Source organism: Streptomyces paradoxus, from assembly GCF_014202475.1.
Classification (GTDB): Bacteria; Actinomycetota; Actinomycetes; order Streptomycetales; family Streptomycetaceae; genus Streptomyces; species Streptomyces paradoxus.
In genome coordinates this window covers 99,481-124,118 of sequence record NZ_JACHGV010000006.1, presented here as the reverse complement: position 1 = coordinate 124,118, position 24,638 = coordinate 99,481, and the positions used below count along the sequence as shown (strand labels likewise).

The following is a 24,638-nucleotide window of genomic DNA, read 5'->3' as shown; positions in this document are numbered from 1 at the left end:
CGGCATTCGAACAGCCGCCGCACAGCAAGAGGCGGGACGGGAGCCGGGCCGGAAGCCGCGCGACCGCCGCCTCGCGGCTCTAGGGGATCGATGACTGAGTATGGCCGGGGCCAAGGCTCCGAACCGTGGCATCCGGAGGACCCGTTGTACGGGGACGGCGGATGGGACGGGCAGCAGGCCCATCAGGGTCAGCAGCCCCCCTACGGCGGCCAGCCGCAGCACCATCCGCAGCAGCCGCAGCAGCCGCAGTACGGCGACTGGGGCACCGGTGACCAGGCCGGATACGGTCAGGCACAGCAGCAGTACCCGTACGACCAGCACTACGCGGCACAGGCCCACGGCCACCAGCAGTACCCCGGCCAGCAGGACCCCGGACACCAGCAGGGCCAGGGCTACCACCAGCAGCAGTACGACACCGGCGGCTGGGTCAACGACCCACACCAGCAGGTCTCCTACCCCGGTGACCCGGCGGACCCCTATGGGCAGCAGGCCGGTGCGTACGGCGGGGGACAGCAGGACTACTACGGCACCCCCGACGCGTATCCGCCCCCGGAGCCGCCCGGCCGGCGAGGGGTCGCACCCGCTCAGGAGCCCGCCCAGGAAGCGGTGACCGACTGGGATCCCGGCCCCGATCAGGGCGAACACGCCTTCTTCGCGGGCGATGACGATGACGACGGCGACGAGCCGGGGGAGCGCCGCGGGCGCGACGACAAGCGAGGGCGCGGCGGCGGCAAACCGAAGAAGCGCCGCAACGGCATGGCCTGCCTGCTGGTGGTCGTGATCCTCGGCGGCGGTCTGGCCGGTGTCGGCTACTTCGGCTACCAGTTCTACCAGGATCGTTTCGGCGACGCCCCGGACTTCGCGGGTGACGGCAACGGGCAGCAGGTGTCCGTCGAGATCCCCGAGGGAGCGCTCGGCTACAAGATCGGCCAGGTGCTGAAGAGCGCGGGGGTCGTCAAGAGCGTCGACGCGTTCGTCGCCGCCCAGGAGGACAACCCGAACGGCAAGGGCATCCAAGACGGCGTCTACACGCTGCAGAAGCAAATGTCGGCCGCGAGTGCGGTCGAACTGATGCTCAGTCCGAAGAGCCGCGACAACCTGATCATCGCCGAGGGCCGTCGCAACGCCGACATCTACCGGCTCATCGACAAGCGCCTCAAGGTCAAGGCGGGCACCACCGCCGCCGTGGCCAAGAAGGACTACAAGCAGCTCGGTCTGCCCGCCTGGGCGCAGAACCACGCCGACGTCAAGGACCCGTTGGAGGGCTTCCTCTACCCCTCCAGCTACGGCGTGAGCGAGGGGCAGAAGCCTGAGGCCGTCCTGAAGCAGATGGTCAAGCGGGCCACCGCGACGTACGAGAAGTTCGGCGTCGAGAAGAAGGCCGCGAGCCTCGGACTCGAGGACCCGTGGCAGCTGGTCACCATCGCCAGCCTGGTCCAGGCCGAGGGGACGAGCCACAGCGACTTCCGCAAGATGGCCGAGGTCGTCTACAACCGGATGAAGCCCGGCAACCCGCAGACCAACGGCATGCTGGAGTTCGACTCCACCTACAACTACATCAAGAACCAGAGCAAGATCGACCTGAGCCTGAGCGAACTGCGGAACTACGACAACCCGTACAACACGTACTTCCACAAGGGCTTGCCGCCCGGTCCGATCGACAACCCGGGCGAGGACGCCATCAAGGGCGCCCTCAAGCCGACGGACGACGGCTGGTACTACTTCATCTCGCTCGACGGCAAGACCAGCAAGTTCACGAAGACGAACGCCGAACACCAGAAGCTGGTCGACCAGTTCAACGCCTCGCGGAACAACTGAGGAAGACCCTGATGGCCGCACCACGCCGGGCCGCCGTACTCGGCTCCCCGATCGCCCACTCCCTCTCCCCGGTCCTGCACCGCACCGCCTACCAGGAGTTGGGCCTGGCCGGCTGGACGTACGACAGGTTCGAGGTCGACGAGGCCGGGCTGCCCGCGTTCTTCGAGACGCTCGGTGCCGAGTGGGCCGGGCTCTCGCTGACCATGCCGCTGAAGCGGGCCGTGATCCCGCTGCTCGACGAGATCAGCGAGACCGCCGCCTCTGTCGACGCCGTCAACACCGTCGTCCGCACCGAGGACGGACGCAGGATCGGGGACAACACCGATATCCCCGGCATGGTCGCCGCCCTGCGCGAGCACGGCATCGAGGAGGCCGGCTCCGCCGCCATCCTCGGCGCCGGCGCCACGGCCTCCTCCGCGTTGGCCGCGCTGTCCCGGATCTGCCCGGGTGAGATCGCCGTGTACGTACGCAGCGAGGCCCGGGCCGCCGAGATGCGGCAGTGGGCGGAGCGGCTCGACGTGGCCGTCCGCATCGCCGACTGGGCGGACGCCGAGCGGGCCCTGAGCGCCCCCCTTGTGATCAGCACCACGCCGGCCGGTGTCACCGACGCCCTGGCCCGGTCCGTGCCGGAGCGCCCGGCAGCCCTCTTCGACGTTCTCTACGACCCCTGGCCGACCGATCTGGCCGCCCGCTGGTCGGCGTACGGCGGTGCCGTCGTCAGCGGTCTCGACCTGCTGGTGCACCAGGCCGTGCTCCAGGTCGAGCAGATGACGGGGCTGGCCCCGGCGCCCCTGGACGCCATGCGAAAAGCGGGCGAGCGGGCACTCGCCGGCCGATAAGATCCGCTCTCGGTTCCGCAGGGGGCGGAACAGGGGAGGGGAACGTCCGTCATGTCCGCAGGCCTGCCTCAGGCGTCAGTCAAGTCCCAGATATTCGAGTCCCTGCTCGAGTTCCTGCCCGACTGGGTGCAGATCACGGTGCTCGCCCTGATCCTGCTCGCCGTCGTGGCGTCCTGGGGCGTCAAGATCAAGCGCAAGATCGCCCACCGGCGTGCCGTCCGCAACGGGCAGCCGGTCCATGCGGCGGCCCAGTACGGGCAGGGGCGCGGAGCGGACCACCTCGGGGAGTACGCACCCCCGCAGGCCGTCCCGCAGCCGGACCGGCCCGCGCAGCAGCCGAGCGGTGCGGACTTCCTCGGGTCGTACGCGCCCCAGCAGCGTCAGGCCGACGGTCCGTCCGCGAACGCGTCCGCTTGATGGACCGGCCGCCGGGCAAGCGGCTCCGGCGTGGGAGGATCGGAGACGGCGGGCCGGGCCGCGCACCCGGGCCACGCCGTCGCCGTACGCGACGAGGCGCGTACGCAGGGCAGTACCAGAGCGCGAGCACTGAGGAGCACCGTTGAGCAGGTTGCGCTGGCTGACCGCGGGGGAGTCCCACGGTCCCGCACTCGTCGCGACGCTGGAGGGCCTTCCCGCCGGCGTGCCGATCACCACGGACATGGTGGCGGACCATCTCGCGAGGCGGCGCCTGGGCTATGGACGCGGTGCCCGGATGAAGTTCGAGCGGGACGAGGTCACCTTCCTCGGCGGCGTCCGGCACGGCCTCACCCTCGGCTCCCCGGTCGCGATCATGGTCGGCAACACCGAGTGGCCGAAGTGGGAACAGGTCATGGCGGCCGACCCGGTCGACCCGGACATCCTCGACGGGCTCGCCCGCAACGCCCCGCTGACCCGGCCGCGCCCCGGCCACGCCGACCTCGCGGGCATGCAGAAGTACGGCTTCGACGAGGCCCGGCCGATCCTGGAGCGCGCCTCCGCGCGTGAGACCGCGGCCCGCGTGGCGCTGGGCGCGGTGGCCCGGTCGTACCTCAAGGAGACGACCGGCGTCGAGATCGTCAGCCACGTCGTGGAGCTCGCCGCCGCCAGGGCGCCGCGCGGTGTCTACCCGACCCCGGCCGACGTCGAGAGGCTGGACGCGGACCCCGTGCGCTGCCTGGACGCCGACGCGTCCAAGGCGATGGTCGCCGAGATCGACCAGGCCCACAAGGACGGCGACACCCTCGGCGGCGTGGTCGAGATCCTGGCCTACGGCGTGCCCGTCGGCCTCGGTTCGCACGTGCACTGGGACCGCAAGCTGGACGCCCGGCTCGCCGGCGCCCTCATGGGCATCCAGGCGATCAAGGGCGTCGAGATCGGCGACGGCTTCGAGCTGGCGCGAGTGCCCGGCTCCAAGGCGCACGACGAGATCGTGAAGACCGACGACGGCATCCGGCGCACCTCCGGCCGCTCCGGCGGCACCGAGGGCGGTCTGACCACCGGCGAGCTGCTGCGCGTCCGCGCCGCGATGAAGCCCATCGCGACCGTGCCGCGCGCCCTGCAGACCGTGGACGTCACCACCGGCGAGGCGGCACAGGCCCACCACCAGCGCTCCGACGTCTCCGCGGTCCCGGCGGCCGGCATCGTCGCCGAGGCCATGGTGGCCCTGGTGCTCGCGGACGCGGTGGCGGAGAAGTTCGGCGGCGACTCGGTGGCCGAGACCCGCCGCAACGTGACGTCGTACCTCGACAACCTCGCCATCCGATGAGCGGCCCGCTGGTCGTCCTGGTCGGCCCCATGGGCGTCGGCAAGTCCACCGTCGGGCAGCTGCTGGCCGAGCGGCTCGGCGTCTCCTACCGGGACACCGACGACGACATCGTCGCCGCGCAGGGCAGGACCATCGCCGAGATCTTCGTCGACGAGGGGGAGTCCGCCTTCCGCGCCATCGAGAAGACGGCCGTGCAGCGGGCGCTCGCCGAGCACGACGGCATCCTGGCCCTGGGCGGCGGCGCGATCCTCGACGCCGACACACGCGCGCTGCTCGCCGGGCAGCGCGTGGCGTACCTGTCGATGGACGTCGAGGAGGCGGTCAAGCGCACCGGCCTCAACGCGGCCCGGCCCCTGCTCGCGGTCAACCCGCGCAAGCAGTGGCGCGAGCTGATGGAGGCCCGCCGCCACCTGTACGAAGAGGTCGCCACGGCCGTCGTCGCCACCGATGGCCGTACGCCCGAAGAGGTCACCGAAGCCGCCCTGGACGCACTGGAGTTGAAGGAAGCATGAGCGAGGCAGTGACGCGGATCCAGGTCGGCGGCACCGCGGGCACCGACCCGTACGAGGTCTTGGTGGGCCGGCAGCTGCTGGGCGAACTCGGCGGGCTGATCGGCGACAAGGCCCAGCGGGTCGCGATCCTCCACCCCGAGGCGCTGGCCGAGACCGGTGACGCGCTGCGCGCCGACCTGGCCGAGCAGGGCTACGAAGCGGTCGCCGTCCAGGTGCCCAACGCGGAGGAGGCCAAGACCGCCGAGGTCGCCGCCTACTGCTGGAAGGCGCTGGGCCAGTCCGGCTTCACCCGCACGGACGTCATCGTCGGCGTCGGCGGCGGCGCGACCACGGACCTCGCCGGGTTCGTGGCCGCCACCTGGCTGCGCGGGGTGCGCTGGATCGCCATCCCGACCACCGTGCTCGCCATGGTGGACGCGGCCGTCGGCGGCAAGACCGGCATCAACACCGCCGAGGGCAAGAACCTCGTCGGTGCCTTCCACCCGCCCGCCGGTGTGCTGTGCGACCTGGCCGCGCTGGACTCCCTGCCGGCCAACGACTACGTCTCCGGGCTCGCCGAGGTCATCAAGGCCGGTTTCATCGCCGACCCGGTCATCCTCGACCTCATCGAGTCCGACCCCGAGGCCGCCCGCACCCCGGCCGGCCCGCACACCGCCGAGCTCATCGAGCGCTCCATCCGGGTCAAGGCCGACGTCGTGTCGTCGGACCTGAAGGAGTCGGGCCTGCGCGAGATCCTCAACTACGGCCACACGCTCGGCCACGCCATCGAGAAGAACGAGCGCTACAAGTGGCGCCACGGCGCGGCGGTCTCGGTCGGCATGCACTTCGCCGCCGAACTGGGGCGCCTGGCAGGCCGGCTGGACGACGCGACGGCCGACCGCCACCGCACCATCCTCGAAGCGGTCGGACTGCCCCTGCACTACCGGCACGACCAGTGGCCCAAGCTGCTGGAGAACATGAAGGTCGACAAGAAGTCCCGCGGCAACCTGCTGCGCTTCATCGTCCTCGACGGCCTGGCCAAGCCCACCGTCCTGGAGGGGCCCGACCCGGCCGTGCTGCTCGCCGCGTACGGCGAAGTGGGGCAGTAAGTCCGCCGTCGCTCCTTCCGCCCGAAATCACCTTACGGAGCCGGGCACTTCGGGCCGCCCCCGGCCGTTCACACATCGACGACCGGGGGCGGTACCGTTCGGTAGCACGCGGGTACCGCCCCGCTGTCAGCGCCCATCGCCTGTACGAGACGGAGTGGCACCGGATGCAGCACGCAGTGGGTTCTCCGCTGCCGCCGCCCCATCAGCCGGGGCACGGACCGGCCACCGGCTGGTCGCCGGCCGCGCAACACCCGGTCCCGCCGAACGCGGGCGCGCACCAGGGCTCCGTGCCCGTGCCCCCGCCGCCCCCGGCACCGGGATATCCGGCGCCCCCGCCCGGGCCGGCCCCGGCCTGCGCCCCGCCGGCGCCGGAGACCACCGGCCATGTGCCGCTGCCCCCCGGCGGCCCGGTCGCCATGCCGACGGCCCCGCCCGCCGCGGCGGCACCCGACCCCGCCGGCACGACGCTCGCGGTGCTGCTCATCGGCCCCGCGGGCGCGGGCAAGACCAGCGTCGCCAAGTACTGGGCGGACCACCGCCGGGTCCCCACGGCCCACATCAGCCTCGACGACGTACGCGAGTGGGTCCGCTCCGGCTTCGCCGACCCCCAGTCCGGGTGGAACGACAACTCCGAAGCCCAGTACCGCCTGGCCCGCCGCACCTGCGGCTTCGCCGCGCGGAACTTTCTGGCCAACGGCATCTCGTGCATCCTCGACGACGCGGTCTTCCCCGACCGCCCGGTCGTCGGCCTCGGCGGCTGGAAGCGCCACGTCGGGCCGGGCCTGCTGCCGGTCGTCCTCCTGCCCGGGCTGGACATCGTCCTCGAACGCAACGCGGAGCGCTCGGGCAACCGAAGACTGTCCGACGAGGAGGTCGCCCGCATCCACGGCCGGATGGCCGGGTGGTACGGCTCGGGTCTGCCGATCATCGACAACTCCCAGCTGGACGTACCGGAGACGGCCCGCGTCCTGGACGACGTCCTGGCCCGCTCCATAGCCAGCCCACCCCCATGGTGAGCGCCCCTTAGGGGCGCGGGAACTGCGCGACAAGCCCCCACGCAGGCGCGGACGGCACACAACCCCGAACGGCACCCCTCCCCACCCGGACATCTCAGGCACCGCCCACTCAGACCTCCTCAACCAGCGCAAAACGGGCGGAGCTCATACGCTCGGGTCATGTCAGAGGTGTACGCGGCCCGCCGGACGCGTCTGAGGGATTACTGCAACGCGGGCGGCAGCGCGGCGGCGCTGGTCTCCCGCCCCGCCAACGTGCGCTATCTCGCGGGCGCCGCCCCGCACGGCGCCGTCCTGCTGCTGGGCAGGACCGAGGAACAGGACCTCCTGGTCCGTGCCGGACCCACGGCCGACCGACCCACGCAGGAACGCCCCGACGAGGCCCTGCGCGTCCAGACCCTGCCGGGAGCAGGCGGCGGTGACCCGGCCGTCGCGGCCGCGGGTATCGCCGCGAGCCAGGGCGCCGACTCACTCGCGGTGGAGGAGCACCACCTCACGGTGGCCCGGCACCGGGCCCTCGGCTCGGTCGCCCCCCGGCTGCGTCTCGCCGGCCTCGGCAGCGCCGTCGAACAACTCAGGGTCGTCAAGGACGAGGAGGAGATCTCCTGTCTGCGCATCGGCGCCGAGATCGCCGACCAGGCCCTCGGAGAGCTCCTGGAGTCGATCCTCGTCGGCCGCACCGAGCGCCACCTCGCCCTGGAACTGGAGCGGCGACTCGTGGATCACGGGGCGGACGGGCCCGCCTTCCCCACCTCGGTGGCCACCGGCCCGAACGCCGGCCGCCCCGGCCACCGGCCCACCGACCGCCGGGTGGAGGAGGGCGACTTCCTCTCCGTGTGCCTCGGCGCCACGTACCGCGGCTACCGCTGCGAGATCGGGCGCACCTTCGTCATCGGCACCGCTCCCGCGGACTGGCAGATCGAGCTGTACGACCTGGTCTTCGCAGCCCAGCGGGCCGGGCGTGAGAGCCTGGTACCCGGCGCCGCCTGCCGGGACGTCGACCGCGCCGCACGCCAGGTCCTGGACTCCGCGGGGTACACGGAGGGCCTCACGGTCCTGACCGGACACGGCGTAGGGCTCGAAATCGACGAGGACCCTCAGTTGAGCCCCGCGGCCATGGGTAAACTGGACGCTTGCGTGCCGGTCACCGTCGAACCGGGGGTCCACCTCCCGGGCCGGGGCGGCGTCCGGATCGATGACACGCTCGTCGTCCGCCCCGAGGCGGACGGCGGACCCGAGCTACTCACCATCACGACCAAGGAGCTGCTCGCCCTGTAGCCAGGCAGGCGCGTGCCCCGGGGTCGTACGTCAGTCCAGGAGATTCCGCAACCGTGGCTTCCACGAACGACCTCAAGAACGGCATGGTGCTCAAGCTCGAAGGCGGCCAGCTCTGGTCCGTCGTCGAGTTCCAGCACGTCAAGCCCGGCAAGGGCCCGGCCTTCGTGCGCACCAAGCTCAAGAACGTGCTCTCCGGCAAGGTCGTCGACAAGACCTTCAACGCCGGCGTCAAGGTCGAAACGGCCACCGTCGACAAGCGCGACATGCAGTTCTCCTACATGGACGGCGAGTACTTCGTCTTCATGGACATGGAGACCTACGACCAGCTGCACGTCGACAGGAAGGCCGTCGGCGACGCCGCCAACTTCCTGATCGAGGGCTTCACCGCCACCGTCGCGCAGCACGAGGGCGAGGTGCTCTTCGTCGAGCTGCCGGCCGCCGTCGAGCTCGTCATCCAGGAGACCGAGCCGGGCGTCCAGGGCGACCGTTCCACCGGTGGCACCAAGCCCGCCATTCTGGAGACCGGCCACCAGATCAACGTGCCGCTCTTCATCACCACCGGTGAGAAGATCAAGGTCGACACCCGCACCAGCGACTACCTCGGCCGGGTGAACAGCTAACCGTGGCTGCCCGCAACACGGCCCGTAAGCGCGCCTTCCAGATCCTCTTCGAGGGGGACCAGCGCGGCGCCGACGTGCTGACCGTCCTCGCGGACTGGGTCCGGCTGTCCCGGGCGGACACCCGGCAGCCGCCGGTCAGCGAGTACACGATGGAGCTCGTCGAGGGCTACGCGAAGCACGCGAAGCGTATCGACGAGCTGATCGCGCAGTACTCCGTCGGCTGGACGCTGGACCGGATGCCCGTCGTCGACCGCAACATCCTGCGGCTCGGCGCCTACGAGCTGATCTGGGTCGATGCGACGCCGGACGCCGTCGTCCTCGACGAGATGGTGCAGCTGGCGAAGGAGTTCTCCACGGACGAGTCGCCCTCGTTCGTGAACGGCCTGCTCGGCCGGCTGAAGGACCTCAAGCCCTCGCTCCGCCGCGACGAGGTCTGAGACAGACCGCATGCCGGAGGGCCCGCAGCATCACTGCTGCGGGCCCTCCGGCGTTCCCGCGTCTTCGGGGCCGTCCTGTACGGCCGTGCGCCGTGAGGCTCTCAGAACGCCGCCGGGGTGGCCGAGAACCATTCGGTTCCGGCCACCCCGGCGGCACGTTTCTGCTGGGCCCGCGGAGCGGGTCAGGCCTCCTCGTGGGACGCCACCGCGCGGCGCGCGTCCGCGTCCAGAACACCCCAGCTGATCAGCTGTTCCGTGAGGACGGAGGGCGACTGGTCGTAGATGACGGCCAGTGTGCGCAGGTCGTCCTGGCGGATCGACAGCACCTTGCCGTTGTAGTCACCGCGCTGCGACTGGATCGTGGCCGCGTAGCGCTGAAGGGGGCCCGCCTTCTCGGCCGGCACCGTGGCCAGCCGCTCCAGGTCCAGAACCAGCTTCGGCGGCGGCTCGGCGGCCCCGCCCGGGGTCGTGCCCGGAAGCAGCTCCTGCACCGGAACGCCGTAGAAATCCGCCAGCTCGGCAAGGCGCTGCACGGTCACGGCACGGTCGCCGCGCTCGTACGAACCGACCACGACCGCCTTCCAGCGTCCCTGGGACTTCTCCTCGACACCGTGGAGGGAAAGGCCCTGCTGGGTGCGGATCGCCCGGAGCTTGGCCCCGAGCTGTTTGGCGTATTCGCTGGACATATAGCTCCCCGGCACTGTGTCGACGCGTCTGGCGTGGGTGCCAGGCCGCGCGGCTGGTAACTCACTGTGAGGTTACGCAGCGTTACTCTGCCGCGTCAAGCCGAATGGTCCGCACCGGCTCTTCCGTGGTATCGGCGTTCCGTTAGGCCGAGTGGGTGATTCGAGGGGGCCATCGGAGCGACAGCGGGGACCTGCTATCTTGTATGGCGCAATCCCGACGTCCTTTAAGGTCCGTCCCGTGAGGCGGAGAAGGAGGTCCGTTTCGTATGGACACGCACGACACGCAGTCCGATGCCCGGCCCGTTCTCGAAGGGCCCGACATCGCGCGGGTGCTGACCCGCATCGCCCACGAGATCGTCGAACGCGCCAAGGGCGCCGACGACGTGGTGCTCCTCGGCATTCCGACCCGGGGCGTCTTCCTCGCCCGGCGGATCGCGGACAAGCTGGAGCAGATCACCGAGCGCAAGGTCCCGTGCGGCTCGCTCGACATCACCATGTACCGCGACGACCTGCGCATGCACCCGCCGCGCGCGCTCGCCCGCACCGAGATCCCCGGTGACGGCCTCGACGGCAAGCTCGTCGTCCTCGTCGACGACGTGCTCTTCTCCGGCCGCACCATCCGCGCCGCCCTCGACGCGCTGAACGACCTCGGGCGCCCGCGCGCGGTGCAGCTCGCCGTCCTCGTCGACCGCGGGCACCGCGAACTGCCCATCCGCGCCGACTACGTCGGCAAGAACCTCCCCACGTCGTTGCGGGAGACGGTCAAGGTCCAGCTCGCCGAGGAGGACGGTCGCGACACCGTGCTGCTCGGTGCCAAGCCGGCCCCTCAGTAGCGCTCCAGAGGCGTACGCCGCCGTCGTACGCCGGCTCGGTGCGCGCCCCGGCGCGCCCGCCTGCCCCGAATCTCCCGAATGAACTGCCTTACGGAGCCTGACAGATGCAGCGTCATCTCATCTCGGCCGCCGACCTCACCCGCGACGACGCCGTCCTGATCCTCGACACCGCCGAGGAGATGGCCCGGGTCGCCGACCGGCCGATCAAGAAGCTGCCGACCCTGCGCGGCCGCACGATCGTCAACCTCTTCTTCGAGGACTCCACCCGGACCCGGATCTCCTTCGAGGCCGCCGAGAAGCGGCTGTCCGCGGACGTCATCAACTTCACCGCCAAGGGCTCCAGCGTCTCCAAGGGCGAGTCCCTGAAGGACACCGCCCAGACCCTGGAGGCCATGGGCGTCGACGCCGTCGTCATCCGGCACGGCGCCTCCGGAGCCCCGTACCGCCTGGCGAACTCCGGCTGGATCGACGCGGTGGTCGTCAACGCCGGCGACGGCACCCACCAGCACCCCACGCAGGCGCTGCTCGACGCCTTCACCATGCGCCGCCGCCTGATCGGCCCGGACGCCGGACTCGGCCAGGACCTCGACGGCAAGCGCATCACGCTCGTCGGCGACGTCCTGCACAGCCGGGTCGCCCGCTCCAACGTCGACCTGCTGCACACCCTCGGCGCCGAGGTCACCCTCGTCGCCCCGCCGACCCTGCTGCCGGTCGGCATCGAGACCTGGCCCTGCGAGGTGTCCTACGACCTCGACAGCACGCTGCCCAAGTCCGACGCGGTGATGATGCTGCGCGTCCAGCGCGAGCGCATGAACGCCGCGTTCTTCCCGACCGAGCGCGAGTACTCCCGCCGCTACGGCCTCGACGGCGACCGCATGGCGCGGATGCCCGAGCACGCCATCGTGATGCACCCCGGCCCGATGGTCCGCGGCATGGAGATCACCGCCGAGGTCGCCGACTCCGACCGCTGCACCGTCGTCGAGCAGGTCGCAAACGGAGTGTCCATCCGGATGGCCGTCCTGTACCTGCTGCTCGGGGGCAACGAGCCCGCCGTCACCCACCCCCGTACCGAGGAGAAGTAAGACAGATGAGCAAGATCCTGATCCGTGGTGCGAAGGTGCTCGGCGGCGAGCCGCAGGACGTGCTGATCGACGGCGGGACGATCGCCGCGGTGGGTGCCGGTCTGAGCGCCGGGGGCGCCGAGGTCGTCGAGGCCGACGGCAAGGTGCTGCTGCCGGGCCTGGTCGACCTGCACACCCACCTGCGCGAGCCCGGCCGTGAGGACTCCGAGACGGTCCTCACCGGCACACGCGCCGCCGCCTCCGGCGGCTACACCACCGTGTTCGCCATGGCCAACACCTTCCCGGTCGCCGACACCGCCGGTGTCGTCGAGCAGGTCTGGCGGCTCGGCCAGGAGCACGGCTACTGCGACGTCCAGCCCATCGGCGCCGTCACCGTCGGCCTGGAGGGCAAGAAGCTCGCCGAGCTGGGTGCCATGCACGAGTCGGCCGCCGGCGTCACCGTCTTCTCCGACGACGGCAAGTGCGTCCACGACGCCGTGATCATGCGCCGCGCCCTGGAGTACGTGAAGGCCTTCGGCGGTGTCGTCGCCCAGCACGCGCAGGAGCCGCGGCTGACCGAGGGCGCCGAGATGAACGAGGGGATCGTCTCCGCGGAGCTGGGGCTCGGGGGCTGGCCCGCCGTGGCCGAAGAATCGATCATCGCCCGGGATGTCCTGCTCGCCGACCACGTCGGCTCGCGCGTCCACATCTGCCACCTGTCGACCGCCGGGTCCGTCGAGATCGTCCGCTGGGCCAAGTCCCGCGGCATCGCCGTCACCGCCGAGGTCACCCCGCACCACCTCCTCCTCACGGACGAGCTGGTCCGCACGTACAACCCCGTCTACAAGGTCAACCCGCCGTTGCGCACCGAGCGCGACGTCATGGCCCTGCGCGAGGCGCTCGCCGACGGCACGATCGACATCGTCGCCACCGACCACGCCCCGCACCCGCACGAGGACAAGGACTGCGAGTGGGCCGCGGCCGCCATGGGCATGGTCGGCCTGGAGACCGCGCTGTCGGTGGTGCAGGAGACCATGGTCGACACGGGTCTGCTGGACTGGGCCGGCGTCGCCGACCGGATGTCCGTCAAGCCCGCGCAGATCGGACAGGCCACGGGCCACGGCCGTCCCGTCTCGGCAGGTGAGCCCGCCAACCTCACCCTGGTCGACACGGCATACCGTGGGCTTGTGGAACCCGCGGGCTTCGCCTCGCGCAGCCGCAACACCCCCTACGAGGGGCGTGAGCTGCCGGGCCGTGTGACGCACACGTGGCTGCGGGGCAAGGCCACGCTCGTCGACGGGAAGCTCACGTGACACCTGTACTCCTGCTGGCCGCCGAGAAGGAATCGGCGCAAGTGACCGACTGGGCCGCCCGCATCGGCTGGGTCGTCGGCCTCGCCCTGTTCGTCGCGCTCGTCTACTGGCTGATGCGCGAGGGCTGGAAGTGGCGCGGCACCCTCCAGGGCGACCTGCCCGAGCTGCCGACGGCCCCGGACGACCCGGGCCCCGAGAAGCTGAGCCTGAGCGGCCGCTACCACGGCTCCACCACCGCCGGTCAGTGGCTCGACCGCATCGTCGCCCGGGGCCTGGGCACCCGCAGCCGGGCCGAGCTCACCCTCACGGACGCCGGCCTCGACGTCGTACGGCCCGGGGCGAGCGACTTCTTCGTGCCGGCCGCACAGCTGCGCGAGGCCCGGCTCGACAAGGGCATCGCCGGCAAGGTCCTCACCGAGGGCGGCCTGCTCGTCGTCACCTGGGAGCACGGCGACCGGCTGATCGACTCCGGGTTCCGCTCCGACCACGCGGCCGAGCACAACGCGTGGGTCGAAGCCATCAACTCCATGATCGAAACGAACACCAGGGAAGGCGCCGAACGATGACCACCTCCACCAGGGGAGCCGCCAAGACTCCCGCCGTACTCGTCCTGGAGGACGGCCGGGTCTTCCGTGGCCGCGCCTACGGGGCCGTGGGGGAGACCTTCGGCGAAGCGGTGTTCTCCACCGGCATGACCGGCTACCAGGAGACCCTCACCGACCCCTCCTACCACCGTCAGGTGGTCGTCATGACCGCCCCGCACGTCGGCAACACGGGCGTCAACGACGAGGACATGGAGTCCAAGAGGATCTGGGTCTCCGGCTACGTCGTGCGCGACCCCGCGCGCGTGCCGTCCAGCTGGCGCTCCCGGCGCACGCTGGACGAGGAGCTGGACGCCCAGGGCGTCGTCGGCATCAGCGGCATCGACACCCGCGCCCTCACCCGCCACCTGCGCGAGCGCGGCGCCATGCGCGTCGGCATCTTCAGCGGCGACGCCGTCCAGGACGACAGCGCGCTCCTCGCCCGCGTGCAGGAAGCCCCGCAGATGAAGGGCGCCGACCTCTCCGCCGAGGTCGCCACCACCGAGCCGTACGTCGTCCCGGCGATCGGCGAGAAGAAGTTCACCGTCGCCGCCGTCGACCTCGGCATCAAGGGCATGACCCCGCACCGCATGGCCGAGCGCGGCATCGAGGTGCACGTGCTCCCGGCGACCGCCACCGTCGAGGACGTGTACGCGGTGAACCCGGACGGCGTGTTCTTCTCCAACGGCCCGGGCGACCCGGCCACCGCCGACCACCCCGTCTCCGTGATGCGGGGTGTCCTGGAGCGCGGCACCCCGCTGTTCGGTATCTGCTTCGGCAACCAGATCCTGGGCCGCGCGCTCGGCTTCGGCACCTACAAGCTGAAGTACGGCCACCGCGGCATCAACCAGCCGGTGCAGGACCGCACGACCGGCAAGGTCGAGGTCACCGCGCACAACCACGGCTTCGCCGTCGACGCCCCGCTCGACCAGGTCTCCGAGACCCCGTTCGGCCGCGCCGAGGTGTCGCACGTCTGCCTGAACGACAACGTGGTGGAGGGGCTCCAGCTCCTCGACCGCCCCGCCTTCAGCGTCCAGTACCACCCCGAAGCGGCAGCCGGCCCGCACGACGCCGCCTACCTGTTCGACCGCTTCGTATCCCTGATGGAGGGCCAGCGTGCCTAAGCGCACCGATATCCAGTCCGTCCTGGTCATCGGCTCCGGCCCGATCGTCATCGGCCAGGCCGCCGAGTTCGACTACTCCGGCACCCAGGCGTGCCGCGTCCTCAAGGCCGAGGGCCTCAGGGTCGTGCTGGTGAACTCCAACCCGGCGACGATCATGACCGACCCGGAGATCGCCGACGCCACTTACGTCGAGCCGATCACCCCCGAGTTCGTCGAGAAGATCATCGCCAAGGAGCGCCCCGACGCGCTGCTGCCCACCCTGGGCGGCCAGACGGCCCTGAACACCGCCATCTCCCTGCACGAGGCCGGCACGCTCGACAAGTACGGCGTCGAGCTGATCGGCGCCAATGTCGAGGCCATCAACAAGGGCGAGGACCGCGACCTCTTCAAGGAGGTCGTCGAGGCCGTCCGCGGCAAGATCGGCCACGGCGAGTCCGCCCGCTCGGTCATCTGCCACTCCATGGACGACGTGCTCCAGGGCGTCGAGACGCTGGGCGGCTACCCGGTCGTCGTGCGCCCCTCCTTCACCATGGGCGGCGCCGGCTCCGGCTTCGCCCACGACGAGGAGGAGCTGCGCCGCATCGCCGGCCAGGGCCTCACGCTCTCCCCGACCACCGAGGTGCTCCTGGAGGAGTCCATCCTCGGCTGGAAGGAGTACGAGCTGGAGCTGATGCGCGACAAGCACGACAACGTCGTGGTCGTCTGCTCCATCGAGAACTTCGACCCCATGGGCGTGCACACCGGCGACTCGATCACGGTCGCGCCCGCGATGACGCTCACCGACCGCGAGTACCAGACCCTGCGCGACATCGGCATCGCCGTCATCCGCGAGGTCGGCGTCGACACCGGCGGCTGCAACATCCAGTTCGCGGTGAACCCCGAGGACGGCCGGGTCATCGTCATCGAGATGAACCCGCGTGTGTCGCGTTCCTCGGCGCTGGCCTCCAAGGCGACCGGCTTCCCGATCGCCAAGATCGCCGCCAAGCTCGCCGTCGGCTACACGCTGGACGAGATCCCGAACGACATCACCCAGGAGACCCCGGCCTCCTTCGAGCCGACGCTCGACTACGTGGTCGTGAAGGCCCCCCGTTTCGCCTTCGAGAAGTTCCCGAGCGCGGACGCCACCCTCACCACCACCATGAAGTCCGTCGGCGAGGCCATGGCCATCGGCCGCAACTTCACCGAGGCCTTCCAGAAGGCCCTGCGCTCCCTGGAGAAGAAGGGCAGCCAGTTCACCTTCGTCGGCGAGCCCGGCGACAAGGACGAGCTGCTGCGCGAGTCGGTCCGTCCCACCGACGGCCGGATCAACACCGTCATGCAGGCCATCCGCGCGGGCGCCACGCCCGAGGAGATCTTCGACTACACGAAGATCGACCCCTGGTTCGTCGACCAGCTCTTCCTGATCAAGGAGATCGCCGACGAGCTGGCCCAGGCCCCCGAGCTGACCGCCGACCTGCTCGCCGAGGCCAAGCGGCACGGCTTCTCCGACTCGCAGATCGGCGAGATCCGCGGCCTGCGCGAGGACGTCGTCCGCGAGGTCCGGCACGCGCTGGGCATCCGCCCCGTCTACAAGACGGTCGACACCTGCGCCGCCGAGTTCGCCGCGAAGACGCCGTACTTCTACTCCTCCTACGACGAGGAGACGGAGGTCGCCTCCCGCGAGAAGCCGGCCGTCATCATCCTGGGCTCCGGCCCGAACCGCATCGGCCAGGGCATCGAGTTCGACTACTCCTGCGTCCACGCCTCCTTCGCGCTGAGCGAGGCGGGCTACGAGACCGTGATGGTCAACTGCAACCCGGAGACCGTCTCCACGGACTACGACACCTCCGACCGCCTGTACTTCGAGCCGCTGACGCTCGAGGACGTGCTGGAGATCGTGCACGCCGAGCAGCAGGCCGGACCGGTCGCGGGCGTCGTCGTGCAGCTCGGCGGCCAGACCCCGCTGGGTCTGTCGCAGGCGCTCAAGGACAACGGCGTGCCGATCGTCGGCACCTCCCCGGAGGCCATCCACGCCGCCGAGGACCGTGGCGCCTTCGGCCGGGTCCTCAAGGAGGCCGGCCTCCCGGCCCCGAAGCACGGCACCGCCACCACCTTCGCCGAGGCCAAGGCCATCGCCGACGAGATCGGCTACCCGGTCCTGGTGCGCCCCTCGTACGTCCTCGGCGGACGCGGCATGGAGATCGTCTACGACGAGACCCGCCTGGAGGCGTACATCGCCGAGTCGACCGAGATCAGCCCGTCCCGGCCGGTCCTGGTCGACCGGTTCCTCGACGACGCGATCGAGATCGACGTCGACGCCCTCTACGACGGCGAGGAGCTCTACCTCGGCGGCGTCATGGAGCACATCGAGGAGGCCGGCATCCACTCCGGCGACTCGGCGTGCGCCCTGCCCCCGATCACGCTCGGCGGCTTCGACATCAAGCGCCTGCGCGCCTCCACGGAGGGCATCGCCAAGGGCGTCGGCGTCCGTGGCCTGATCAACATCCAGTTCGCGCTCGCGGGCGACATCCTCTACGTCCTGGAGGCCAACCCCCGCGCGTCCCGGACGGTCCCCTTCACCTCGAAGGCGACGGCGGTGCCGCTGGCCAAGGCCGCCGCCCGGATCTCCCTGGGCGCCACGATCGCCGAGCTGCGCGCCGAGGGCCTGCTCCCGGCCACCGGCGACGGCGGCGAGCTGCCGTTCGACGCGCCGATCTCCGTGAAGGAGGCCGTCATGCCGTGGTCGCGCTTCCGCGACATCCACGGCCGCGGCGTCGACACGGTCCTCGGCCCGGAGATGCGCTCCACGGGTGAGGTCATGGGCATCGACTCCGTCTTCGGCACGGCCTACGCCAAGTCGCAGGCGGGCGCCTACGGCCCGCTGCCCACCAAGGGCCGCGCCTTCATCTCGGTCGCCAACCGCGACAAGCGCTCGATGATCTTCCCGGCGCGCGAGCTCGTCGCCCACGGCTTCGAGCTGATGGCCACGTCCGGCACGGCCGAGGTCCTCAAGCGCAACGGCATCAACGCCACGGTCGTGCGCAAGCAGTCCGAGGGCACCGGCCCGAACGGTGAGAAGACCATCGTCCAGCTCATCCACGACGGCGAGGTCGACCTCATCGTCAACACCCCGTACGGCACGGGCGGCCGCCTCGACGGCTACGACATCCGTACGGCGGCCGTGGCACGCTCCGTGCCCTGCCTGACGACGGTCCAGGCGCTCGCGGCGGCGGTCCAGGGCATCGACGCCCTCAACCGCGGCGATGTGAGCGTCCGCTCGCTCCAGGAACACGCGGAACACCTGACCGCGGCCCGCGACTAGCAGCCCCGAGGGGGACACCGGAAACGGTGTCCCCCTCTTCGTGAGGACGCCATGTCTTCGTGAGGACACCATGTACAAGATCTTCTTCCGTCTCGTCTTCAAGCGGCTGGACCCGGAGCAGGCCCACCACCTGGCCTTCCGCTGGATCCGCCTGGCCGCCCGCGTTCCCGTGCTGCGCACCTTCCTCGCCGCCGCCCTCGCACCCCGGTACAAGGAGCTGCGCACCGAGGCGCTCGGCCTGCGCATGCACGGCCCCTTCGGGCTCGCCGCGGGCTTCGACAAGAACGCCGTCGGCATCGACGGCATGGCCATGCTCGGCTTCGACCACGTCGAGATCGGCACGGTGACCGGCGAACCCCAGCCCGGCAACCCCAAGCAGCGGCTGTTCCGCCTGGTCAAGGACCGCGCGCTGATCAACCGCATGGGCTTCAACAACGACGGCTCGCTCCGCGTGGCCGCCCGCCTCGCCTCCCGTACGCCGGTCTTCAAGCCGGTCGTCGGCGTCAACATCGGCAAGACCAAGGTCGTACCGGAGGAGGAGGCCGTCGCGGACTACGTGAAGTCCGCCGAGCGGCTCGCGCCGTACGCCGACTACCTGGTCGTCAACGTCTCCTCGCCGAACACGCCCGGCCTGCGCAACCTCCAGGCCACCGAGGCGCTGCGCCCCCTGCTGAGCGCCGTCCGCGAGGCCGCCGACCGCACGGTGTCCGCCCGCCGGGTCCCGCTCCTCGTCAAGATCGCGCCGGACCTCGCCGACGAGGACGTCGACGCCGTCGCCGACCTCGCCGTGGAACTCGGCCTGGACGGCATCATCGCCACCAACACCACCATCGCGCGCGAAGGCCTCGGCCTGAAGTCCGACCCCTCCCTGGTCAAGGAGACCGGCGGCCTGTCCGGGGCGCCCCTGAAGGAACGCTCCCTGGAGGTCCTGCGCCGCCTCTACGCGCGCGTGGGCGACCGGATCACCCTGGTGGGCGTCGGCGGCATCGAGAACGCCGAGGACGCCTGGCAGCGCATCCTGGCGGGCGCCACGCTGGTCCAGGGCTACAGCGCCTTCATCTATGAGGGGCCCTTCTGGGGCCGCGCGATCCACAAGGGGCTCGCCGCTCGCCTGGCCACGAGCCCCTACGCCACGCTCGCCGACGCGGTGGGCGCCGACGTGAGGAAGACGGCATGAGTGCCCTGGAACCCTTCGGCGCGCGCCTGCGCCGGGCCATGGACGAGCGCGGCCCGCTGTGCGTGGGCATCGACCCGCACGCCTCCCTGCTCGCCGAGTGGGGCCTGAACGACGACGTGGCGGGCCTGGAGCGGTTCAGCCGCACGGTCGTCGAGGCGGTGGCCGACCGGGTCGCCGTGCTCAAGCCGCAGAGCGCGTTCTTCGAGCGCTTCGGCTCGCGCGGCGTCGCCGTCCTGGAGAAGTCGGTCGCCGAGGCGCGGGCGGCGGGCGCGCTGGTCGTCATGGACGCCAAGCGCGGCGACATCGGCTCGACCATGGCCGCCTACGCCGAGTCCTTCCTGCACAAGGACGCGCCGCTGTTCTCCGACGCCCTGACGGTCTCGCCGTACCTCGGCTACGGATCGCTCAGCCCGGCCGTCGCGATGGCCCGGGAGAACGGCGCGGGACTGTTCGTGCTGGCCCTGACGTCCAATCCGGAGGGCGGCGAGGTCCAGCACGCCGTGCGCTCCGGCGGCCGGAACGTCGGAGCGACGATGCTGGCGCACCTGGCCGCCGAGAACACGGGGGAGGAGCCCCTGGGGTCCTTCGGCGCGGTCGTCGGCGCCACCCTCGGTGATCTGTCGACGTACGAGCTGGACATCAACGGCCCGCTCCTCGCACCCGGGATCGGCGCCCAGGGCGCCACGCCGGCCGATCTTCCCGGGGTCTTCGGCGCCGCGGTGCGCAACGTCGTGCCGAACGTCAGCCGGGGAGTGCTACGCCACGGTCCCGACGCGGTCGCTCTGCGTGACGCCGCAGAGCGCTTCGCGGAGGAGATCCGGCACGCCGTGACGGGCTCGTGAGGCGGTCCAGACCTTACCGCGAGACCTCCGATGAGTGGTCAGGGGCCCGCTTGAGTCTGAATACATCCTCAAATCCGGGGCAGTATGTCCTAAATGTCCGTTCAGATGAAGGCTGACCAGGACTTTTCCGCTGTTCTCGCTGACTCTGGCGGACTTGCCCGCTAGTCTCCGACGAGAGAACGGGCAAGCGTGTGTTGCTCGTGGCTCCCCAGGTGTGGGGCGACTAGGTTCCTCACCGGTCCGTATCCGACAGTTCGACATCCGAGGTGACGTAGGCGTGGCTCTTCCGCCCCTTACCCCTGAACAGCGCGCAGCCGCGCTCGAAAAGGCCGCCGCGGCTCGCCGGGAGCGGGCCGAGGTCAAGAATCGACTCAAGCACTCCGGCGCCTCCCTTCACGAGGTCATCAAGCAGGGCCAGGAGAACGACGTCATCGGCAAGATGAAGGTCTCCGCCCTCCTCGAGTCGCTGCCGGGCGTGGGCAAGGTCCGCGCCAAGCAGATCATGGAGCGACTCGGCATCTCCGAGAGCCGCCGCGTGCGGGGTCTCGGTTCCAACCAGATCGCCTCCCTGGAGCGCGAGTTCGGCAGCACCGGTTCCTGAACCGGGCGCTCCGGGGAAGCGAGTCCCGGGCACTCCGCGATTGCTGGATAATCGCTGCATGGCTGCAACACCCCGGGGGACGTCCCCCGTACCCCCGGACGTACGTCCGCGGCTGACCGTGCTCTCCGGCCCCTCCGGGGTCGGCAAGAGCACGGTCGTCGCTCATATGCGCAAGGAACATCCCGAGGTCTGGCTCTCGGTGTCGGCGACGACCCGCAAGCCCCGCCCCGGCGAGCAGCACGGAGTCCACTACTTCTTCGTCTCCGACGACGAGATGGACAAGCTGATCGCCAACGGGGAACTGCTGGAGTGGGCCGAGTTCGCCGGCAACCGCTACGGCACGCCGCGTGCGGCCGTGCAGGAGCGCCTGGAGAACGGCGACCCCGTCCTCCTCGAGATCGACCTGCAGGGCGCCCGCCTGGTCCGCGAGTCGATGCCCGAGGCCCAGCTGGTGTTCCTGGCCCCTCCCTCCTGGGAGGAGCTGGTGCGCAGACTCACCGGGCGGGGTACCGAACCGCCCGAGGTGATCGAGCGCCGGCTCGACGCGGCGAAGATCGAACTCGCGGCCGAGCCGGAGTTCGACACCACCCTGGTCAACACCTCCGTCGAGGACGTGGCACGCGAGCTGCTAGCCTTGATGGACGTCGTGTGACCATCGCTGATCGTTCCGATCGGCTGATCACCCCGACAGATTCTTTCCCATCCATCGGAAGGTAGAGCGTGTCCTCTTCCATCTCCGCGCCCGAGGGCATCATCAACCCGCCGATCGACGAGCTCCTCGAGGCCACCGACTCGAAGTACAGCCTCGTGATCTACGCGGCCAAGCGTGCCCGCCAGATCAACGCGTACTACTCGCAGCTCGGCGAGGGTCTCCTCGAGTACGTCGGTCCCCTCGTCGACACCCACGTCCACGAGAAGCCGCTCTCGATCGCCCTCCGCGAGATCAACGCGGGGCTCCTGACGTCCGAGGCCGTCGAGGGCCCGGCGCAGTAAGCAGGATTGACAGCTTTGCGCTGACTTGTCCACAGGCCCGGCAGGCCGACTGCCGGGCCTGTGGTGTGTCATGGAGTCGTACGGTGTGCCGATTGCCGAGGTCCGGGGAGAGACGTGGACAAGCCGAAGGTCGTTCTGGGGGTCAGCGGGGGCATCGCCGCGTACAAGGCCTGTGAGCTGCTGCGGCGGCTGACGGAGTCGGGCCACGAGGTGCGCGTGGTGCCCACGGCCTCCGCGCTGCACTTCGTCGGCGCCGCCACCTGGTCCGCGCTCTCCGGCAACCCCGTCTCCACCGAGGTGTGGGACGACGTGCACGAGGTCCCGCACGTCCGCATCGGGCAGCACGCCGACCTGGTCGTCGTGGCCCCCGCCACCGCCGACACGCTCGCCAAGGCGGCCCACGGCCTCGCCGACGACCTCCTCACCAACACGCTGCTCACCGCCCGCTGCCCGGTGGTCTTCGCCCCCGCCATGCACACGGAGATGTGGGAGCACCCGGCCACCCAGGAGAATGTGGCGACGCTCCGCCGCCGCGGCGCCCTCGTCATCGAGCCGGCCGTGGGCCGTCTCACCGGCGTCGACACCGGCAAGGGCCGGCTGCCCGACCCGGGTGAGATCTTCGAGGTCTGCCGCCGTGTGCTGGCCCGGGGCGTCACCGAGCCCGACCTCAGGGGCCGGCACGTCGTCGTCAGCGCCGGCGGCACCCGCGAGCCCCTGGACCCCGTCCGTTTCCTCGGCAACCGCTCCTCCGGCAAGCAGGGCTACGCCCTCGCCCGCACCGCCGCCGCCCGCGGCGCCCGTGTCACGCTGATCGCGGCCAACAGCACCCTGCCGGCACCGGCGGGCGTGGACGTCGTCCCGGTCGGTACCGCCGTGCAACTGCGCGAGGCGGTGTTGCGGGCCGCGCCGGAGGCCGATGCCGTGGTGATGGCGGCCGCGGTGGCGGACTTCCGCCCGGCGGCGTACGCGGCCGGGAAGATCAAGAAGAAGGACGGCCAGGAGCCGGAGCCGATCACCCTGGTGCGGAATCCGGACATCCTCGCGGAGATCTCGGCCGACCGGGCCCGCCCCGGGCAGGTGATCGTCGGCTTCGCCGCGGAGACGGACGACGTCCTGGCCAACGGCCGCGCCAAGCTCAAGCGCAAGGGCTGCGATCTCCTGGTCGTGAACGAGGTGGGGGAGCTCAAGACCTTCGGTTCCGAGGAGAACGAGGCGGTCGTCCTCGGCACCGACGGCAGCGAGACCGCGGTGGCGCACGGGCCCAAGGAGGCCCTGGCCGAGACCGTGTGGGACCTGGTGGCCGAGCGCCTGAGCTGACGGCCCGGGCGTCGCGTACCCCCTCGAATGCGGGTGGATTGGGGCGTGGCGCCTCTGGCCAACGTCGCTCGACATTGGGCAGAATGCCTGTGCCGCAGGTCACAGCACTCCCGAGTGGCGAGACGGGGGGACCGTGGCCGAAGCGTGACCCGTAAACTGTTCCACGGACGGCGCCGGGTGCAGCCCCCGCCGTCCGCCAATGATCAGCCAGCAGCCGCTGCAACCTCAGGGAGCGTTGTGTCCCGTCGTCTGTTCACCTCGGAGTCCGTGACCGAGGGTCACCCCGACAAGATCGCTGACCAGATCAGCGACACCATTCTCGACGCGCTTCTGCGCGAGGACCCGACTTCCCGGGTCGCCGTCGAGACCCTGATCACGACCGGCCTGGTGCACGTGGCCGGCGAGGTCACGACCAAGACGTACGCGGACATCGCGACGCTGGTCCGGAACAAGATCCTCGAAATCGGCTACGACTCCTCCAAGAAGGGCTTCGACGGCGCCTCCTGCGGCGTGTCGGTGTCGATCGGCGCGCAGTCCCCGGACATCGCCCAGGGTGTGGACACGGCGTACGAGAACCGTGTCGAGGGCGACGAGGACGAGCTCGACAAGCAGGGCGCGGGCGACCAGGGCCTGATGTTCGGCTACGCGACGGACGAGACGCCGACGCTGATGCCGCTGCCGATCTTCCTGGCGCACCGCCTGTCGAAGCGCCTGTCCGACGTGCGCAAGAACGGCACGATCCCCTACCTGCGCCCGGACGGCAAGACGCAGGTCACCATCGAGTACGACGGTGACAAGGCGGTCCGCCTGGACACCGTCGTCGTCTCCTCCCAGCACGCCTCCGACATCGACCTGGACTCGCTGCTGGCTCCGGACATCAAGGAGTTCGTCGTCGAGCCGGAGCTCAAGGCGCTGCTGGACGACGGCATCAAGCTCGACACGGAGAACTACCGTCTCCTGGTCAACCCGACCGGCCGTTTCGAGATCGGCGGCCCGATGGGTGACGCCGGCCTGACCGGCCGCAAGATCATCATCGACACCTACGGCGGCATGGCCCGGCACGGCGGTGGCGCCTTCTCCGGCAAGGACCCGTCCAAGGTCGACCGTTCCGCGGCGTACGCGATGCGCTGGGTCGCGAAGAACGTGGTGGCCGCGGGCCTCGCCACCCGCTGCGAGGTCCAGGTCGCGTACGCGATCGGCAAGGCCGAGCCGGTCGGTCTGTTCGTCGAGACCTTCGGCACCGCCAAGATCGACACGGAGAGGATCGAGAAGGCGATCGACGAGGTCTTCGACCTCCGCCCGGCCGCCATCATCCGCGACCTCGACCTGCTCCGCCCGATCTACTCCCAGACCGCGGCGTACGGCCACTTCGGCCGCGAGCTGCCCGACTTCACCTGGGAGCGGACGGACCGCGTGGACGCGCTGCGCAAGGCCGCGGGGATGTAGGTCCCGCCCTCCAG

Annotated in this window: 24 protein-coding genes; 23 read left to right on the top strand and 1 reads right to left on the bottom strand. The window is 70.7% G+C overall.

Annotation, left to right across the window (positions count from 1 at the left end):
• Nucleotides 1–90: 90 nt before the first annotated feature.
• The 10 genes from mltG (at nt 91) to nusB (ending at nt 9,349) form a co-directional block, all read left to right on the top strand.
• A complete protein-coding gene (mltG, locus tag HNR57_RS20900; protein ID WP_184561598.1) occupies nt 91–1,818 on the top strand; it encodes an endolytic transglycosylase MltG in 1,728 nt (575 codons plus the stop codon).
• Nucleotides 1,819–1,829: 11 nt separating this feature from the next.
• Entirely contained in the window at nt 1,830–2,657 is an 828-nt protein-coding gene (locus HNR57_RS20895; RefSeq protein ID WP_184561596.1) for a shikimate dehydrogenase, read from the top strand.
• 51 nt (nt 2,658–2,708) lie between these two features.
• The gene (locus HNR57_RS20890; protein WP_184561594.1) at nt 2,709–3,074 is read left to right on the top strand and encodes a hypothetical protein; all 366 of its coding nucleotides are present in this window, start codon (nt 2,709–2,711) and stop codon (nt 3,072–3,074) included.
• Between the two features lie 142 nt (nt 3,075–3,216).
• On the top strand, nt 3,217–4,401 hold the full coding sequence (aroC, locus tag HNR57_RS20885) for a chorismate synthase (RefSeq protein ID WP_184561592.1): 1,185 nt from the start codon (nt 3,217–3,219) through the stop codon (nt 4,399–4,401).
• A complete protein-coding gene (locus HNR57_RS20880; RefSeq protein WP_184561590.1) occupies nt 4,398–4,913 on the top strand; it encodes a shikimate kinase in 516 nt (171 codons plus the stop codon). The genes aroC and HNR57_RS20880 overlap by 4 nt, the downstream gene beginning before the upstream one ends.
• On the top strand, nt 4,910–6,001 hold the full coding sequence (gene aroB / locus HNR57_RS20875; RefSeq protein WP_184561588.1) for a 3-dehydroquinate synthase: 1,092 nt from the start codon (nt 4,910–4,912) through the stop codon (nt 5,999–6,001). Before HNR57_RS20880 ends, aroB begins: the two co-directional genes overlap by 4 nt.
• Before the next feature lie 164 nt (nt 6,002–6,165).
• Complete coding sequence (locus HNR57_RS20870) at nt 6,166–7,017, top strand: Pro-rich N-terminal domain-containing protein (protein WP_184561586.1); 852 nt, start codon at nt 6,166–6,168, stop codon at nt 7,015–7,017.
• Nucleotides 7,018–7,176: 159 nt separating this feature from the next.
• Complete coding sequence (locus tag HNR57_RS20865; protein WP_184561584.1) at nt 7,177–8,292, top strand: aminopeptidase P family protein; 1,116 nt, start codon at nt 7,177–7,179, stop codon at nt 8,290–8,292.
• A gap of 53 nt (nt 8,293–8,345) precedes the next feature.
• Complete coding sequence (gene efp, locus HNR57_RS20860; protein ID WP_031138970.1) at nt 8,346–8,912, top strand: elongation factor P; 567 nt, start codon at nt 8,346–8,348, stop codon at nt 8,910–8,912.
• 2 nt (nt 8,913–8,914) lie between these two features.
• Nucleotides 8,915–9,349, top strand: a complete 435-nt coding sequence (gene nusB, locus HNR57_RS20855) for a transcription antitermination factor NusB (protein WP_184561582.1) — start codon at nt 8,915–8,917, stop codon at nt 9,347–9,349.
• A gap of 182 nt (nt 9,350–9,531) precedes the next feature.
• Here the strand turns inward: nusB and bldD are convergent, their stop codons facing one another.
• Entirely contained in the window at nt 9,532–10,035 is a 504-nt protein-coding gene (gene bldD, locus HNR57_RS20850) for a transcriptional regulator BldD (protein ID WP_018570201.1), read from the bottom strand.
• Between the two features lie 266 nt (nt 10,036–10,301).
• Here bldD and pyrR point away from each other — a divergent pair, with 266 nt between their 5' ends.
• The 13 genes from pyrR to metK all read left to right on the top strand — a co-directional run bounded on the left by pyrR (nt 10,302) and on the right by metK (nt 24,624).
• Entirely contained in the window at nt 10,302–10,868 is a 567-nt protein-coding gene (gene pyrR / locus HNR57_RS20845; RefSeq protein ID WP_184561580.1) for a bifunctional pyr operon transcriptional regulator/uracil phosphoribosyltransferase PyrR, read from the top strand.
• A gap of 104 nt (nt 10,869–10,972) precedes the next feature.
• Complete coding sequence (locus HNR57_RS20840) at nt 10,973–11,950, top strand: aspartate carbamoyltransferase catalytic subunit (protein ID WP_184561578.1); 978 nt, start codon at nt 10,973–10,975, stop codon at nt 11,948–11,950.
• Nucleotides 11,951–11,955: 5 nt separating this feature from the next.
• The gene (locus HNR57_RS20835) at nt 11,956–13,242 is read left to right on the top strand and encodes a dihydroorotase (RefSeq protein ID WP_184561575.1); all 1,287 of its coding nucleotides are present in this window, start codon (nt 11,956–11,958) and stop codon (nt 13,240–13,242) included.
• Complete coding sequence (locus tag HNR57_RS20830; RefSeq protein ID WP_184561573.1) at nt 13,239–13,808, top strand: PH-like domain-containing protein; 570 nt, start codon at nt 13,239–13,241, stop codon at nt 13,806–13,808. Before HNR57_RS20835 ends, HNR57_RS20830 begins: the two co-directional genes overlap by 4 nt.
• Entirely contained in the window at nt 13,805–14,947 is a 1,143-nt protein-coding gene (gene carA / locus HNR57_RS20825) for a glutamine-hydrolyzing carbamoyl-phosphate synthase small subunit (RefSeq protein ID WP_184561571.1), read from the top strand. Before HNR57_RS20830 ends, carA begins: the two co-directional genes overlap by 4 nt.
• Nucleotides 14,940–18,248 (top strand): carbamoyl-phosphate synthase large subunit, encoded by a 3,309-nt coding sequence (gene carB / locus HNR57_RS20820; RefSeq protein WP_184561562.1) that lies wholly within the window; start codon nt 14,940–14,942, stop codon nt 18,246–18,248. The genes carA and carB overlap by 8 nt, the downstream gene beginning before the upstream one ends.
• Nucleotides 18,249–18,318: 70 nt before the next feature.
• Nucleotides 18,319–19,425 (top strand): quinone-dependent dihydroorotate dehydrogenase, encoded by a 1,107-nt coding sequence (locus HNR57_RS20815; protein ID WP_184561553.1) that lies wholly within the window; start codon nt 18,319–18,321, stop codon nt 19,423–19,425.
• The gene (pyrF, locus tag HNR57_RS20810) at nt 19,422–20,267 is read left to right on the top strand and encodes an orotidine-5'-phosphate decarboxylase (protein WP_184561551.1); all 846 of its coding nucleotides are present in this window, start codon (nt 19,422–19,424) and stop codon (nt 20,265–20,267) included. The genes HNR57_RS20815 and pyrF overlap by 4 nt, the downstream gene beginning before the upstream one ends.
• A 277-nt stretch (nt 20,268–20,544) precedes the next feature.
• Nucleotides 20,545–20,868, top strand: coding sequence for an integration host factor (locus HNR57_RS20805; RefSeq protein ID WP_003977346.1), 324 nt, complete (start codon nt 20,545–20,547; stop codon nt 20,866–20,868).
• Between the two features lie 58 nt (nt 20,869–20,926).
• Nucleotides 20,927–21,520 carry a guanylate kinase gene (gene gmk / locus HNR57_RS20800; protein WP_184561549.1) on the top strand — a complete coding sequence of 198 codons (594 nt, stop codon included), beginning with the start codon at nt 20,927–20,929 and terminating at the stop codon, nt 21,518–21,520.
• A gap of 68 nt (nt 21,521–21,588) precedes the next feature.
• Nucleotides 21,589–21,861 carry a DNA-directed RNA polymerase subunit omega gene (gene rpoZ, locus HNR57_RS20795; RefSeq protein WP_003988945.1) on the top strand — a complete coding sequence of 91 codons (273 nt, stop codon included), beginning with the start codon at nt 21,589–21,591 and terminating at the stop codon, nt 21,859–21,861.
• 114 nt (nt 21,862–21,975) lie between these two features.
• Nucleotides 21,976–23,178: a bifunctional phosphopantothenoylcysteine decarboxylase/phosphopantothenate--cysteine ligase CoaBC gene (gene coaBC, locus HNR57_RS20790; protein ID WP_184561547.1), complete on the top strand. Its 1,203-nt coding sequence runs from the start codon at nt 21,976–21,978 to the stop codon at nt 23,176–23,178.
• A gap of 237 nt (nt 23,179–23,415) precedes the next feature.
• The gene (gene metK, locus HNR57_RS20785; RefSeq protein ID WP_184561546.1) at nt 23,416–24,624 is read left to right on the top strand and encodes a methionine adenosyltransferase; all 1,209 of its coding nucleotides are present in this window, start codon (nt 23,416–23,418) and stop codon (nt 24,622–24,624) included.
• Nucleotides 24,625–24,638: the final 14 nt, after the last annotated feature.